The sequence below is a fragment of the Bradyrhizobium sp. JR4.3 genome, from assembly GCF_040547695.1.
Taxonomy (GTDB): domain Bacteria; phylum Pseudomonadota; class Alphaproteobacteria; order Rhizobiales; family Xanthobacteraceae; genus Bradyrhizobium; species Bradyrhizobium canariense.
This window is the reverse complement of record NZ_JBEPQF010000003.1, coordinates 251,545-265,657: the sequence shown is the minus strand read 5'-3', so window position 1 is coordinate 265,657 and position 14,113 is coordinate 251,545. Positions and strand designations below refer to the sequence as shown.

Annotated in this window: 10 protein-coding genes and 1 pseudogene; 9 read left to right on the top strand and 2 right to left on the bottom strand. The window is 64.5% G+C overall.

Features of this window, described 5'->3' with window-relative positions:
• The first annotated feature begins 26 nt into the window (after positions 1-26).
• The 4 genes from ABIB91_RS07160 (at position 27) to ABIB91_RS07145 (ending at position 3,761) form a co-directional block, all read left to right on the top strand.
• Positions 27-1,769, top strand: coding sequence for an ArnT family glycosyltransferase (locus tag ABIB91_RS07160; protein WP_354160640.1), 1,743 nt, complete (start codon positions 27-29; stop codon positions 1,767-1,769).
• Between the two features lies 1 nt (position 1,770).
• Complete coding sequence (locus ABIB91_RS07155; RefSeq protein WP_354160642.1) at positions 1,771-2,616, top strand: phosphatase PAP2 family protein; 846 nt, start codon at positions 1,771-1,773, stop codon at positions 2,614-2,616.
• A gap of 63 nt (positions 2,617-2,679) precedes the next feature.
• Positions 2,680-3,426: a glycosyltransferase family 2 protein gene (locus ABIB91_RS07150; protein WP_354160644.1), complete on the top strand. Its 747-nt coding sequence runs from the start codon at positions 2,680-2,682 to the stop codon at positions 3,424-3,426.
• Complete coding sequence (locus ABIB91_RS07145) at positions 3,423-3,761, top strand: lipid-A-disaccharide synthase N-terminal domain-containing protein (protein WP_007591223.1); 339 nt, start codon at positions 3,423-3,425, stop codon at positions 3,759-3,761. The genes ABIB91_RS07150 and ABIB91_RS07145 overlap by 4 nt, the downstream gene beginning before the upstream one ends.
• 10 nt (positions 3,762-3,771) lie before the next feature.
• Here ABIB91_RS07145 and ABIB91_RS07140 read toward each other — a convergent pair whose 3' ends face one another.
• Together ABIB91_RS07140 and metC are read right to left on the bottom strand one after the other, a co-directional pair.
• Positions 3,772-5,463 carry a Na/Pi cotransporter family protein gene (locus ABIB91_RS07140; protein WP_354160646.1) on the bottom strand — a complete coding sequence of 564 codons (1,692 nt, stop codon included), beginning with the start codon at positions 5,461-5,463 and terminating at the stop codon, positions 3,772-3,774.
• Between the two features lie 156 nt (positions 5,464-5,619).
• Positions 5,620-6,804: a cystathionine beta-lyase gene (gene metC, locus ABIB91_RS07135; RefSeq protein WP_354160648.1), complete on the bottom strand. Its 1,185-nt coding sequence runs from the start codon at positions 6,802-6,804 to the stop codon at positions 5,620-5,622.
• 395 nt (positions 6,805-7,199) lie between these two features.
• On the opposite strand from metC, the gene ABIB91_RS07130 reads away from it, so the two are divergent.
• From ABIB91_RS07130 to ABIB91_RS07110, 5 genes and pseudogenes are all read left to right on the top strand, one after another.
• A complete protein-coding gene (locus ABIB91_RS07130; RefSeq protein ID WP_007591217.1) occupies positions 7,200-8,216 on the top strand; it encodes an amino acid ABC transporter substrate-binding protein in 1,017 nt (338 codons plus the stop codon).
• A gap of 25 nt (positions 8,217-8,241) precedes the next feature.
• Positions 8,242-9,447, top strand: a complete 1,206-nt coding sequence (locus tag ABIB91_RS07125) for an amino acid ABC transporter permease (protein ID WP_354160651.1) — start codon at positions 8,242-8,244, stop codon at positions 9,445-9,447.
• The gene (locus ABIB91_RS07120; protein ID WP_354160653.1) at positions 9,444-10,964 is read left to right on the top strand and encodes an amino acid ABC transporter permease; all 1,521 of its coding nucleotides are present in this window, start codon (positions 9,444-9,446) and stop codon (positions 10,962-10,964) included. Before ABIB91_RS07125 ends, ABIB91_RS07120 begins: the two co-directional genes overlap by 4 nt.
• 11 nt (positions 10,965-10,975) lie before the next feature.
• Positions 10,976-11,713 carry an amino acid ABC transporter ATP-binding protein gene (locus tag ABIB91_RS07115; RefSeq protein WP_007591212.1) on the top strand — a complete coding sequence of 246 codons (738 nt, stop codon included), beginning with the start codon at positions 10,976-10,978 and terminating at the stop codon, positions 11,711-11,713.
• 100 nt (positions 11,714-11,813) lie between these two features.
• Positions 11,814-14,055, top strand: a pseudogene (locus ABIB91_RS07110) (tetratricopeptide repeat protein).
• Positions 14,056-14,113: the final 58 nt, after the last annotated feature.

The window sequence follows — 14,113 nt, the reverse complement described above, 5'->3', positions numbered from 1 at the left end:
TGGCGGTTTCAGCGTAAGCGGAACCGATGGCTGAAACCTACCCAGCACCCCGTTTTGGAGCTCCCCGCGGGCCGAAATCCCCGGTGAATCCGGGCAGCCGGCTCGTGTTCATGTTCGACATCGCCACCGCCAGCCACGTCCGCGCGGTCGCCTTCCTGCTGCTGTGCGCGCTGCTGCTGTTCCTGCCAGGCTTCTTCACGATTCCGCCGGTTGACCGCGACGAGGCGCGCTTTGCGCAGGCGACCAAGCAGATGGTCGAGAGTGGCGATTATGTCGATATCCGCTTCCAGGAGGACGTCCGCTACAAGAAGCCGGTCGGGATCTACTGGCTGCAATCGGCTGCGGTCGAGACGGCGTCGGCGCTCGGTCTGCCGAAGGCCGAGTTGCGGATCTGGGTCTACCGGCTGCCGTCGCTGATCGGCGCGATCGGTGCCGTGCTGATGACCTACTGGACGGCGCTCGGCTTCGTCACGCGACGCGCCGCGGTGCTTGCAGCCCTTCTAATGTGCGCCTCCGTGCTGCTCGGGGTCGAGGCGCGGCTTGCGAAGACCGACGCCATGCTGCTGTTCTGCGTGGTCGCCGCGATGGGCGCGATGGGGCGGGCCTATCTGTCGTGGCAGCGCGCCGAGGACGAGACGCGTCCGCCCTGGAGCTGGCCCGCAATCTTCTGGACCGCGCTCGCTGTCGGCATCCTGATCAAGGGTCCGCTGATCCTGATGTTCGCGGGCCTGACCATCGTCGCGCTCGCGATCCAGGACCGCGACGCCTCCTGGCTATGGAAGTTGCGCCCGCTCTGGGGCCTGATGTGGATGCTGGTGCTGGTGCTGCCCTGGTTCGTCGCGATCTTCTGGCGCGCGGGCGATGCCTTCTTCGCCGATTCCGTCGGCGGCGACATGCTGAGCAAGTTGGGCGCTCAGGAATCTCACGGCGCTCCGCCCGGACTGTATCTGGCGCTGTTCTGGATCACGTTCTGGCCCGGCGCGCCGCTCGCGGCGATGGCGGCGCCCGCGGTCTGGCGCGCGCGGCGCGAGCCCGGCGCGCAGTTCCTGCTGGCCTGGCTGATCCCATCCTGGATCGTGTTCGAGGTGGTGCTGACCAAGCTGCCCCATTACGTGCTGCCGCTGTATCCTGCAATCGCGATCCTCACCGCGGGCGCGCTCGAGCGGCGCGTGCTGTCCTGGTCCTGGCTGATGCGCGGCTCGGCCTGGTGGTTCGCGATCCCTGTTGGCGGCTCGATCATCGCGGTCGTCGGCGCGGTGATGCTGACTCGACAGCCTGCTTTCGTGGCCTGGCCGTTCATCGCGGCCTCGCTGATCTTCGGCCTGTTCGCCTGGTGGCTTCACGACAACAATCACGCCGAGCGCTCGCTGCTCAACGCGCTGGTCGCAGCCCTGATGCTCGCGGTAACAGTCTACGGCATCGTGCTGCCGTCGCTGACGCCGCTGTTTCCGAGCATCGAGATCGCACGCGCGCTTCGCAACGTCACCTGCGTCGGCCCGAAGGCGGCCGCGGCCGGCTATCACGAGCCGAGCCTCGTCTTCCTGACCGGTACGCAGACGCTGCTCACCGACGGTTCGGGCGCGGCGGATTTCCTGCGGCAAGGAAGCTGCCGTTTCGCGCTGATCGAGCAGCGTTCGGAGCGCGGCTTCGTGCAGCGCGCCGAGGCGATCGGGTTGCGCTATAAGGTCGGCACGCGCATCGACGGCTACAATTTCTCGCAAGGGCGTGCGATCTCGATCTCGATCTTCCGCTCGGAAGGCACCGAGTAGGGTGTCGGCACCAACCGACATCGCGCCGCGCGCGAGCTATCCCGCGCAATTGCTCACGCTCTCGGGGCGCGCCCTGGCACAGCTCGTGCGCACGCCCTCGCATTCGCGCCGCGCCGAGGCCGCGCGAAAGCTGGCGCGGCATTCGCTGTGGCTGAGTGCGGCAGGTGCAGCCCTGGTCATCGCGCTGATGGTCGTTTTCGACCTGACCGAGATCCAGCTGATGCCGGCGCGTGGCACGCCGGGCCTGTGGCCGATCCGCATCCTCACCGATTTCGGCAAGGACGAGTATGTGCTCTCGGTGCTCGGGGGCCTGCTGGTGGTGCTGGCGCTGGTTGCGGCGGGATTGCACGGCACAAGCCGCGCGTTGCTGCTCGGCCTCGGCACGCGGCTGCAGTTCATGTTCCTGTCTGTTGCCGTGTCCGTATTCGTCGCCGAGATCCTGAAATATCTCATCGGTCGAGGACGTCCGTTCGTCGGCGGCAAGGCCAATCCGTTCAACTTCGTGCCGTTCGATGGGACGGGCTCCTATGCCAGCCTGCCGTCGGGGCATGCGGTGACGGCGTTCGCGCTGGCGTTTGCGGTCTCGGCGCTATGGCCGCGCCTGCGCGTGTTCATGTTCACTTACGCGATCGTGATCCTGCTGACGCGTCTGGTGCTGCTCGCGCACCACCCGAGTGACGTGGTGGCCGGCGCCCTGGTCGGCATGGTCGGCGCCATGGCGGTGCGCTACTGGTTCGCGGCGCGCAGGCTCGGCTTTGCCATCCGGGCCGACGGCACCATTGTGCCTCTTTCAGGGGCGGTCTCGGGCCGCTTCAAAAGGGTTGCCCACGGGGCATCCGCCCCATAAAAGCGGCTGCCTGCCGGGACCGCCGGTTCCCGAGCCAAGCCAATTCCAACCACGAGCTTCGATTTGTCGTCCCAGCCTTCGGTTTTCCAGCCCTCGGTTTCCATCGTCGTTCCCGTGCGCAACGAAGCCGACAACATCGTGCCGCTGATCGAGGAGATCGGCGCGGCGCTCGACGGCCGCTGGGCCTATGAGATCATCTACGTCAACGACGGTTCGAGCGACGCGACCGGCGAACGGCTCGGCGCGGTCATGAAGCAGCGGGACAATCTGCGCCAGCTGCGCCATGCCAGATCAGGCGGCCAGTCCGCGGCCGTGCGCAGCGGCGTGCGTGCGGCACGCGGAGCGATCGTGGCGACGCTCGACGGCGACGGCCAGAACAATCCGGCTTTCCTGCCCGACCTGATCGCGGCGGTCGAGAACGGAAGCAAGGTTGGACTTGCCGCCGGACAACGCGTCGGCCGCAAGGATACCGGCTTCAAGAAATTCCAGTCGCGCATCGCCAACGGCGTCCGCAACGCGATCCTGAAGGACGGGACGCGCGATACCGGCTGCGGCCTGAAGGCGTTCCGGCGCGAGGTGTTCCTGATGATGCCCTATTTCGACGGGCTGCATCGCTTCCTGCCGGCGCTGGTGCGCCGCGAGGGCTACGAGATCGCCTATGTCGACGTGATCGACCGGCCGCGCCGCTCCGGCGTTTCGAACTACGGTTTCTTCGACCGGCTGTGGATCGGCATCATGGATCTCGGGGGCGTGTGGTGGCTGATCCGCCGCAAGAAGCCGACGCCGGATGTGACTGAGGTGACGGCATGATCATCCAATACGGTCAGGCGCTGAGCAATTATTTCTACGACGTCTTCGTGGCCAAGTTCGACTTCTGGCTCGCGTTCGGCCTCGTCGCGCAACTGTTCTTCACGGCACGCTTCCTGGTGCAGTGGATCGCGAGCGAGCGCGCCGGCAACAGCGTGGTGCCGATGGCGTTCTGGTTCTGCTCCATGGGCGGCGGGCTGATGACGCTGGTCTACGGCGTCGTCAAGCGCGAGCCCGTCATTATCCTCGGCCAGGCGCTCGCGACCATCATCTATATCCGCAACATCATGCTGATCGTGAAGAACCGCGGCCGCGCGTCAAAGACGCTGGAGCGCTGATCCGACGCGACTAGCGCGGCAAGGCCGACGCCGCGCCCGTTGCGGGCAGGGCGGCTGTCTCCGTCTCGGTCCTGCGATGGGGCTCGCCGGCTGCGTCGAGCACGGGATAGGCGACCGAGCAGATGTGCGAGTGGATGCGGCGCAAGTCCCGCAGCACGTCGAGATGCAGCGACGTGGTTTCGATGGTCTCGGGACGGCCCTCGCGCAGGCGATCGAGGTGGCGCTCGACGGCGGCAAGCTCGGTGTTGCGCAGCGCCGTCTTCTCCACCAGCAGCTTGCGCGCCTCGTTGGCGTCGCCCGACATGAAGACACCGAAGGCGATGCGCAGCGAATCCATCGTGCGCTTGTGGAAGGCGGCGAGCTCCTCGGCGCCCTCGGGCGAGAACTGGAAGCGGCGCTTGATCTTCTTGGTCGCCAGCTCGCTCAGGCTCTTGTCGATGATGTCGCCGATATGTTCCAGATTGATGGCGAAGGAGATGATCTCCATGGCGCGCCGGCCCTCGCTCTCGTCGAGGCTGCCGCGCATGAGTTTCGTCACGTAGAGCTTGATGGCTTCGTCGAGGCCGTCGACGATGTTGTCCATCTTCGAGACCTGGTCGACCAATGCGCGGTCGCCGCTCATCATCGCCGCCATCACCTTGCGCAGCATGACTTCCACGAGATCGCCCATGCGCAGGGTTTCGCGGCCGGCATCGGCCAGCGCCAGCGACGGCGATTCCAGCGCGGTCTCGTCGAGATAGCGCGGCCGGGCCGGATCGGCCTCCTGAACACGATCGGGCAGGAGCCGGGTCAACAGGCGCGACATGGTATCGAGCAGGCCGATGAAGATCATGGCCGTGCCGACGTTGAAGGCGATATGAAACGCCGCCGTCATCCTGGCAAGATCAGGCTGCCAAGCGTGGAAGTGCTCGGCGATCGGGCCCAGGAAGGGCAGGACGAGCGCGATCCCGATCACCCGGTTGACGAGATTGCCCACTGGCAGGCGATAGCTGGCGGGATCGTCACGCTTGGCGCCTTCGAATACGGGATTGATGGCGCTGCCGAGATTGGCGCCAAGCACCAGTGCGAGCGCGGCGTAAGGCGAGATGAACTGCGAATAGGCCAGTGACATGATCAGCAGCACGCTTGCGACGCTCGAATGCACCGCCCAGGTGGCGAGCGCCGCGGTCACGATGCACAGAACGGGATCGCCCGTGATGGAGGACATCATGACGCGGACGCCCGGTGCGTTCTCGGCCGGGGCCAGCGTGTCGAGCAGGATGTGCAGCGACAGCAGCATCAGTCCGAGACCGATCGAGACACGGCCGACATCCTTGATCCGCGAGCGCGGACCCACGCGGAAGGCGACCAGTCCGAGCACGAACAGGACCGGCGCGACGGCCGCGATGTTGAACGACAGCACCTGCACGATCAACGTCGTGCCGACATTGGCGCCGAGCATGATGGCAAGCGCGGTGACAAGGCTGAGCAGGCCCTCGGCTGCGAACGAGCTCGTGAGCAGCGCAGTCGCGGTGCTGCTCTGGAGCAGCGCCGTCAGCCCGAGACCGGCAGCAAACGCGTTGAAGCGGTTACCAAGAGCCTTGCCGAGCAGCCGTCGCAGGTCCGGGCCAAAGGCACGCAGAATCCCGCTGTGGACCATGTGCAGGCCCCACAGCAACAGCGCCACGCCGCCCATCAGATCGAGCAGTACCAACGTTCCCATGCTCCGAGTCCGGATTGGAGTCGATTGGTGAGGCTAGCGCCAAATGCTTGAGGTTCAAACCATTTGTTGGCGCAGGGGGCGTCAACGTTTGCAGCGGCTACACGTTCCTGCGGCGCGCGTTGGCGCGTCCGCAGGCGCAGTGCCTTGTGAACAGGCTCACATTGCTGCTTTGAGGGCAGCGAAGCCGCGATCGAGGTCGGCCTTGAGGTCGTCAGTGCTCTCCAGCCCGATGTGCAGACGCAGGGTAGGGCCGCCCGGCGCCCACTTGGTCGCCGTGCGATAGCCGTCGCAGTCGAAAGGAATCGCAAGGCTCTCGAAGCCGCCCCAGGAAAAGCCCATGCCGAACAGCTTGAGCGTGTTGAGCATTGTGTCGACCGCCTTCTGCGGCGCCGGCTTCAGCACGATGCTGAATAGGCCCGACGCGCCCGTGAAGTCGCGCTTCCAGATCGCATGGCCCGGATCGGTCTCGAGTGCCGGATGCAACACGCGCGCGACCTCTGGCCGGTTGGCGAGCCAGCGCGCCATGTCGAGGCCGGAGCGATGATGCTGCGCCAGCCGCACCGACAGCGTACGCAGGCCGCGCAGCGCCAGGAAGACGTCATCGGGACCGGCGCAGACGCCGAGCAGGCGGATGCCTTCGGCGATCTGCGGCCATGCCCTGGCATTGGCCGAGATGGTGCCGAACATGATGTCGGAATGGCCGCCGATATATTTGGTGGCGGCCTGCATGCTGATGTCGACGCCCTGTTCGAGCGAGCGGTGATACAGCGGCGTCGCCCAGGTGTTGTCGTCGATGACGAGCGCGCCGCGTGCATGTGCGACATCGGCGATGGCGCGGATGTCGGGCATCTCGAACGACTGCGAGCCGGGCGCCTCGACCAGGACGGCGCTTGTGTTGGATCTGAACAGCTTGTCGATGCCGGCGCCGATCATCGGATCGAAGTAGGTGGTCTCGATGCCGTAGCGGGTGAGCATGCCATTGCAGAAATTGCGCGAGGGCCGGTAGACGTTGTCGCAGACCAGGATGTGGTCGCCGGCGTTCAGCACCGAGAGCAGGGTGGTGGAGATCGCCGACAGGCCCGACGGCACGATGCCGACGCCGGCGCATTGTGGCCCCTCCAGCGCCATCAGCGTCTCCTGGAACGCCTTGGTGGTGGGGGAACCATGGCGACCATAGGTGAACTCGCCGCGATGGGCGTGCAGGTCCTCGGCGGTCGGATAGAGCACGGTCGAGCCGTGGAACACCGGAGGATTGACAAACCCCTTCTGCGCCTTGGTGTCGCGGCCGGAGGTGACCAGCCGGGTCTCGGCGTGCTGTTCGGAGGGGTGTGAGGAATCCATGCGTCTGCTTTCAAAAGCGCGTTTCCACCAGGCGCGCTGCGCCCGCGGGCAGGCCGAAAGGCCGCTGTCGTTAATAACAGAACACAGAAGAGTCCCGTCAACCCCTTGACCCGGCACGCCAGCCGTTCTGTTATCGCAGGTGCTATTCAGTCGCCGCATGTTGAGGGGCCTGCCGCGACCTTCGATCCATCGCCTGACCGGACCACGCGCCACAGCCGTAACGGCGGGCGCCTTTCGGCGGGGATTAAGGTAGGGCCTCCCGGGATCGGCGGGTGATCGGCAAGGTTTTCCAGCATGACTCTTGCAGGGCTGGTCCTGATACGGCTAGCCCTGGCAGAGACGATCGCAAAGACAACGTTCCTGACCTTGAGACGACTTTGAAAGGCCCCAAGCCCATGAAACGCGTAATCCTGGCTCTCACTCTCGCCCTCGCCGCCGGCCTGACGGCCCAAGCCGCCGAGGCGCAAACGCTCAAGACCGTCAAGGACCGCGGCATGCTGTCCTGCGGCGTCAGTCAGGGCCTGCCCGGCTTCTCCTCGCCGGACGACAAGGGCAACTGGACCGGGCTTGATGTCGACGTCTGCCGCGCGATCGCCGGGGCGATCTTCAACGATCCGACCAAGGTCAAGTACGTGCCGCTCTCCGCCAAGGACCGCTTCACGGCGCTGCAATCCGGCGAAGTCGACGTGCTGTCGCGCAACACCACCTGGACCATCTCGCGCGACACCTCGCTCGGCGCAAACTTCACCGGCGTGACCTATTATGACGGGCAGGGCTTCATGGTGAAGAAGTCGCTCAAGGTGAACTCGGCGCTCGAGCTCAACAGCGCCTCGGTCTGCGTCCAGACCGGCACCACCACGGAGCAGAATCTCGCCGACTACTTCAAGGCCAACAACATGAAGTACGAGGTGATCGCGTTCGGCACCAACGACGAAACGGTCAAGGCCTACGAGGCCGGGCGCTGCGACGTCTTCACCACCGACCAGTCGGGCCTTTACGCCAACCGCCTGAAGCTTGCCAATCCCGGCGATCACATGGTGCTCCCGGAAATCATCTCGAAGGAGCCGCTCGGACCGATGGTGCGCCACGGCGACGACCAGTGGTTCGACATCGTGAAATGGACGCTGTTTGCCATGATCACCGCCGAAGAGCTCGGCGTGACCGCGAAGAACGTCGACGAGAAGGCGAAGCAGGAAAATCCGGAGCTGAAGCGCGTCCTCGGCACCGACGGCAATTTCGGTGAACAGCTCGGCCTGAGCAAGGATTGGGTGGTGCGCATCGTGAAAGCCGTCGGCAATTACGGCGAAGTGTTCGACCGCAACGTCGGCGCAGGCTCGCCGCTTGGTATCAATCGGGGACTCAACAATCTCTGGAATAAGGGCGGTCTCCAATACGCGCCGCCGATCCGCTGACCCCGCCTGACCCGCGCTCGCGGCGATGAGCATCGAGGCCCGCAAACCCCCGCCCCAGATCGCGCTGAAGATCAGGCGCGTCCTGGGGGGCAAGACAGGCTGGAACGGCATCGCCGTCCAGTTTGCCTTCGCTGCGGTCCTGGGCTGGATTGCCTATGAAATCGTCTCCAACGCCCGCGCCAACCTCGAGAACCAGCACATTGCGGCCGGCTTCGGCTTCCTCGCGAACAACGCCGGTTTCGACGTCAATCAGACGCTAATCTCGTATACCGGCTCGGACACGTTCCTGCGCGTGTTCCTGGTCGGGCTCCTCAATACGCTCGTGGTCTCGGTGGTGGGCATCGTGTTTGCCACCGTGATCGGCTTCATTGTCGCGCTGTGCCGGCTGTCACCCAACTGGTTGCTCGCGCGCATTGGCGAAATCTATGTCGAGATCATCCGCAACCTGCCGGTGCTGTTCCAGATCCTGTTCTGGTACCTGGCGGTGCTTGCTGCCTTGCCTAATCCACGACAGAGCATTTCGCTGCTCGGCATCGCTTTCGTCAGCAATCGCGGTCTCGTCATTCCCCGGCCGATCGGCGAGAGCGGCTTCGAGGCGTTTCTTGTGGTGCTGGCGCTCGGCATCGTGGCTTCGGCGGTGCTGCGCATCCACGCGCGCCGGGCGCTGTTCCAGCGGGGGCAGATGATCCGGATCTGGCCCTATGTGCTGGGCCTGCTGTTCGGACTGCCGCTCGTCACCATTCTGGTAGCGGGTCTGCCCTTCAGCTTCGAGCTGCCGCAGCTCAAGGGCTTCAATTTCGCCGGCGGCTCGCGGATCATCCCGGAGTTCGTGGCGCTCACATTGGCCTTGTCGACCTATACGGCTGCCTTCATCGCCGAGATCGTGCGCGCGGGCATCCTCTCCGTCCACAGCGGGCAGATGGAGGCGGGATCGTCGCTGGGCCTGAGCCGCGGCACCACGCTCCGCCTGGTGGTCGTGCCGCAGGCGATGCGCGTCATCGTTCCGCCGCTGACCAACCAGTACCTCAATCTCACCAAGAATTCGTCGCTGGCCGTCGCGATCGGCTATCCTGACCTTGTCTCCGTGTTCGCCGGCACGTCGCTGAGCCAGACCGGGCAGGCCATCGAGATCATCGCTATGACGATGGGCGTCTATCTCCTGATCTCGCTGATCACCAGCGCCGTCATGAGCGTCTACGGTTGGCGCATCAGCCGGAGTCTCGGCGCATGAGCGATATCACCTCGTCCAGCTTCGTCCGCCAGGATCTTCTCGATGAACGTCCCGCGCCGGTGAAGACCACGGGCTTCGTCGGCCTGGTGCGGACGCGCCTGTTCAACTCGCCGACCAACATCCTGCTCACGATCGTCGGCGCCTTGCTGCTATGGTTCACCATCATTCCTTCCGTCAGATTCCTGATGGTCGATGCAGTCTGGACCGGTAAGGATCGCACGGCCTGCCTCGCCGAGAACGCCGGCTTTACGGTCGGCGCCTGCTGGCCCTACATCCAGGCCAAGCTGCCGCAACTGATCTACGGCTTCTACCCCGAAGCCGAACGCTGGCGGGTCAACCTCACGCTCGTCCTGTCGGTGGTCCTGTTGGTGCCGTTGCTCATTCCGCGACTGCCGTCGAAAGGATTGAACGCAGGCCTGTTCTTCTTTGCGTTTCCAGTGGTCGCATTCTTTCTGCTGCATGGCGGCGGCATCAAGGGATTTGGCCTGAGCTGGACCGCTGACCTGCTGCAACTGTTCGACGACAGCATCATCGGCGCCGGCAAGGCTCTGCTCGGTCTCGGCAAGACATCCTCTGCCGCACCGCTGTTGTGGGTCGTCGGCAATGTCATCATGCTCGTGGGGACCGCGATCTACTGGCTGATCTTTCCGCTGACCTGGCTGCGTGACCAGATGCAGGGGACGGGCCAGTCGGTCTGGGCCGATTTCGCCATCACCGCCGCGATCGTCTCGCTGATCGCCTTCGTTCTCGGCGGCGGCCTCCGCACCGGGGGGCGGGCCCTGACGTCCAGCGTCGTCACCTTCGCCGCCATCGCAATCGTGATCAAGCTGATGGGGCTCGATCACGGCGGACTGCCGATCGTGCAGACGAACCTGTGGGGCGGACTTCTGGTGACGCTGGTGGTCTCCGTCACGGGCATCGTCACCTCGCTGCCGATCGGCATTGCGCTGGCGCTTGGCCGCCGCTCGACCATTCCGCTGATCCGGATCTTCTCGATCGCCTTCATCGAGTTCTGGCGCGGCGTGCCGCTGATCACCGTGCTGTTCTTCGCCACCTACATGCTGCCGCTGTTTCTGCCGGGCAATTTCACAGTCGACGGGTTGGTGCGTGCGCTGATTGGAATTTCGCTGTTCACGGGCGCCTATCAGGCTGAGAACGTCCGTGGCGGGCTGGCTGCTATCCCGCGCGGGCAGGGCGAGGCGGCCGCGGCATTGGGGCTGTCCTGGTGGAAGACGACCTCGCTGATCGTGCTGCCGCAGGCGCTGCGCCACGTCATTCCGAACCTCGTCAACAGCTTCATCTCCCTGTTCAAGGACACGTCGCTGGTCTCGATCGTGGCGCTGTTCGATCTGCTGGGCTCGCTGCGGGCGTCGTTCTCGGATCCGAAATGGTCGTCGCCGTCGACCGCGTTCACCGGGTTCGCCTTCGCCGGGATCATCTACTTCATCTTCTGCTTTGGAATGTCACGCTACTCGCTCTTCGTCGAGCACCGCCTCAACGCTCACCGCCGCAACTGATCGAGGTCATCATGTCCGACCCCATCGTTAAAATATCCGGCCTGAACAAATGGTACGGCGAATTTCACGTGCTGCGCGACATCGACCTTGCGGTCGAGAAGGGCGAGCGCATCGTGATCTGCGGCCCCTCCGGCTCGGGCAAGTCGACGCTGATCCGCTGCATTAATGCGCTGGAGGAATTCCAGGAAGGCGAGATCGTGGTTGACGGCATCGAGCTCGGGCCGAATCTGAAGCATGTCGATGCGGTGCGGCGCGAAGTCGGCATGGTGTTCCAGAGCTTCAACCTGTTTCCTCACCTGTCCGTGCTGGACAATTGCACGCTGGCGCCGATCTGGGTGCGCAACATCCCCAAGAAGGACGCCGAGGCGGCGGCGATGAAGTTTCTGGAGCGGGTCAAGATCCCGCACCAGGCCAACAAGTTTCCGGGGCAGATGTCCGGCGGTCAGCAGCAGCGCGTTGCGATCGCCCGCGCGCTGACGATGAACCCGAAGGTGATGCTGTTCGACGAGCCGACCTCGGCGCTCGACCCCGAAATGGTCAAGGAGGTGCTGGACACCATGGTCGACCTTGCCGAGGAGGGCATGACCATGCTGGTCGTCACCCACGAGATGGGCTTTGCCCGCGAGGTCGCCAACCGCGTGGTGTTCATGGACGCGGGCCAGATCATCGAAGCCAACACGCCCAACGAGTTCTTCGCGGCCCCGCAGCACGCCCGCACAAAACTGTTCCTGAGCCAGATCCTGCGCTGAGCACCTGCAATCCGGTGGCGTCGCTGGTCTAACCGATCCGCCAGCTTGGCACCATGCGAATCGGCCATCGTCTTTTCGGGCCATACTCCGGAGAGAGACTTTGCAGAGCAGCGCCGGCGCGCGCGCATTCCAGAACGCGCGATTGCAAAAGAAATTGAAGAAGCAGGCGGACGCGCTCATGTCCGCCGCGGTTCAGGCACTCGGGCAGGGCAGATACGCGGAGGTCGAGACACTCTGCCGTCGGATTTTGACGGAGGTTCCGGATCATTTCGACGCCGCGCACCTGCTCGGCCTGCGCGCGTATGATGGCGGGCGGCTCGAGGAGGCGCAACAATTGCTCGAGCGCGCGACCGTGCTCGATCCGCGTTCGCCCGATGCCCATGGTAATCTGGGGGCAGTGTATTTCAATCTCCAGAAATTTCAGGACGCTCGCGCATGCCAGGAGAGGGCCATTGCGCTGAAGCCGAATTCTCCGATCGCCTTGACCAATCTCGGCAATACGCTGCTGCACATGGGCCTCGCCGAGCAGGCTATCGAGCTGCACGATCGCGCTATCAGGCTGAAGCCGGACTATGCCGATGCATTTTGCAATCGTGGCATGGCGGAGCTGATCGAAGGCCAGTTCCAGCGCGCCAAGGAGAGTTTCGATCGCGCCCTCGCGTTTCAGCCACGTCACGCGGAAGCGATCGCGGGCAAGGGCATGGTGTGCATCGAGCTCCGGCACTACGAAGAGGCGGCCGCGGCGATCGCGGCAGGGCTCGCGATCAAGCCGGATTCGCCGAAGATTCTGGCGCAGCGCGGACGGCTCAATCTCGATCTGTTGCGGTTGGAGCAGGCGACCGCGGACTTCGATGCGGCGCTGGCGCTTTCGCCAAGGCTCGAAGTCGCCTTGCAGGGAAAGGCGCAAGTCAACATTCTCAAGGGCAACACGGCCGGGGCGATTGCGGCGGTCAAGACGTTGCTGGAGGAAAATCCGCGATCCGACATCGGAATTGCGCTCCTGGCTTCCTGCTATGCGAGCCAGGGAGACATCGCGACGGCGCTCGAACATCTCGATGCGGGGCTGGCAATCGCGCCTGATTATGCGGACTTGATCGGGCGCAAAGATATTCTTGCTGGACTATCTCCCCGACGCGGATTTTGCGGTCCAGCAGGCCGCACGAAAGCAGTGGTGGGATGCGATCGGCGCCAAATTGCCGCAAAGGGCGTTGTCCCCCCGCAAGCGCGATCCGGACAAGCGGATCTTGATCGGATATGTCGCGTCCGAATTCAGGAACCACTCGGCAGCGTTCGCTCTGTTGCCGGTGCTGCGCCACCATGACCACGCCAGGTTCGAGATCGTCTGCTATTCGTGTTCGCCGGTAAGAGATGAGATGACCGCCGCATTCAGGTCCTCGGCGGACATCTGGGTCGACGCCTGGCAGATGTCGGATGACGAGTTGGCCGATCGCATCCAGGCGGACAAGGTCGATATCCTGATCGACGTGTCCGGGCACACCACCGGCAACAGGCTCCACGTCTTCGCCCGCAAGCCGGCTCCGATCCAAGTCACCGGGTTTGGTCACGCCACGGGCACGGGCCTGCAGACCATGGACTACGTGCTCGCGGATCCCATCTTCATTCCGCAATCGGCGCGCCATCTGCTGGCTGAAAAGGTCTACGACCTGCCGTGCCTGATCACGATCGATCCCATTTTGGATGTACCTGCATCGGAGCCGCCCATGCTCCGCAACGGTCATGTCACCTTCGGCGTGTTCAACCGCATCTACAAGATCTCGGACGAGGCCATCCGGGTGTGGTCGAAAGTGATGCGGGAGGTGACGGGATCGAAGATCGTCATCAAGCATACCCTGCTCGACGATCCCATGCTGCGCGATAATCTGATCGCGCGGTTCGTGGCACAGGGCGTTGCCGAGGAGAATGTCACCTGCCTGGGTTCGACGCCGCGCCACGAGCACCTGCGGGCGTTTGCAAACGTCGACATATCGCTCGACACGTTCCCGCAAAACGGCGGCGTCAGCACCTGGGAATCGCTCTATGCGGGCGTTCCGGTCGTGGCCAAGCTCGGCAACGGCGCCTCCTCGCGTGCCGGCGGTTCGATCGTGGTTGCGGTCGGTCTCGACGACTGGGTCGCCGAGAATGACGAGGGCTATGCCGCGATCGCCTGCAAATATGCGGCGCAGCCGGCGCATCTGGCGAAATTGCGGGCGGACTTGCCGGCTCGGATCGCAGCGTCCCCGGCCGGCAATGTCGAAATCTACACGGCCAGGGTCGAGGCGGCTTACCGCCAGTTCTGGCGCGACTATTGTGCCGCGGCTGCCGAAGGCAGCGAGGGCGCCTGACCCTCTCGAGTGGGGCGAAGCCTCGAATTGCGCTGGCCAGCTTAGTCGTCCGGAAACC

What these genes read in the sequence shown, in the direction of transcription:
- ABIB91_RS07115 (WP_007591212.1), top strand. Translation starts at nt 10,976, where the DNA reads ATGTCCGACCCCATCGTTAAAATATCCGGCCTGAACAAATGGTACGGC.
- ABIB91_RS07125 (WP_354160651.1), top strand. Translation starts at nt 8,242, where the DNA reads ATGAGCATCGAGGCCCGCAAACCCCCGCCCCAGATCGCGCTGAAGATC.
- ABIB91_RS07160 (WP_354160640.1), top strand. Translation starts at nt 27, where the DNA reads ATGGCTGAAACCTACCCAGCACCCCGTTTTGGAGCTCCCCGCGGGCCG.
- ABIB91_RS07145 (WP_007591223.1), top strand. Translation starts at nt 3,423, where the DNA reads ATGATCATCCAATACGGTCAGGCGCTGAGCAATTATTTCTACGACGTC.
- metC (WP_354160648.1), bottom strand. Translation starts at nt 6,804, where the DNA reads ATGGATTCCTCACACCCCTCCGAACAGCACGCCGAGACCCGGCTGGTC.
- ABIB91_RS07130 (WP_007591217.1), top strand. Translation starts at nt 7,200, where the DNA reads ATGAAACGCGTAATCCTGGCTCTCACTCTCGCCCTCGCCGCCGGCCTG.
- ABIB91_RS07140 (WP_354160646.1), bottom strand. Translation starts at nt 5,463, where the DNA reads ATGGGAACGTTGGTACTGCTCGATCTGATGGGCGGCGTGGCGCTGTTG.
- ABIB91_RS07120 (WP_354160653.1), top strand. Translation starts at nt 9,444, where the DNA reads ATGAGCGATATCACCTCGTCCAGCTTCGTCCGCCAGGATCTTCTCGAT.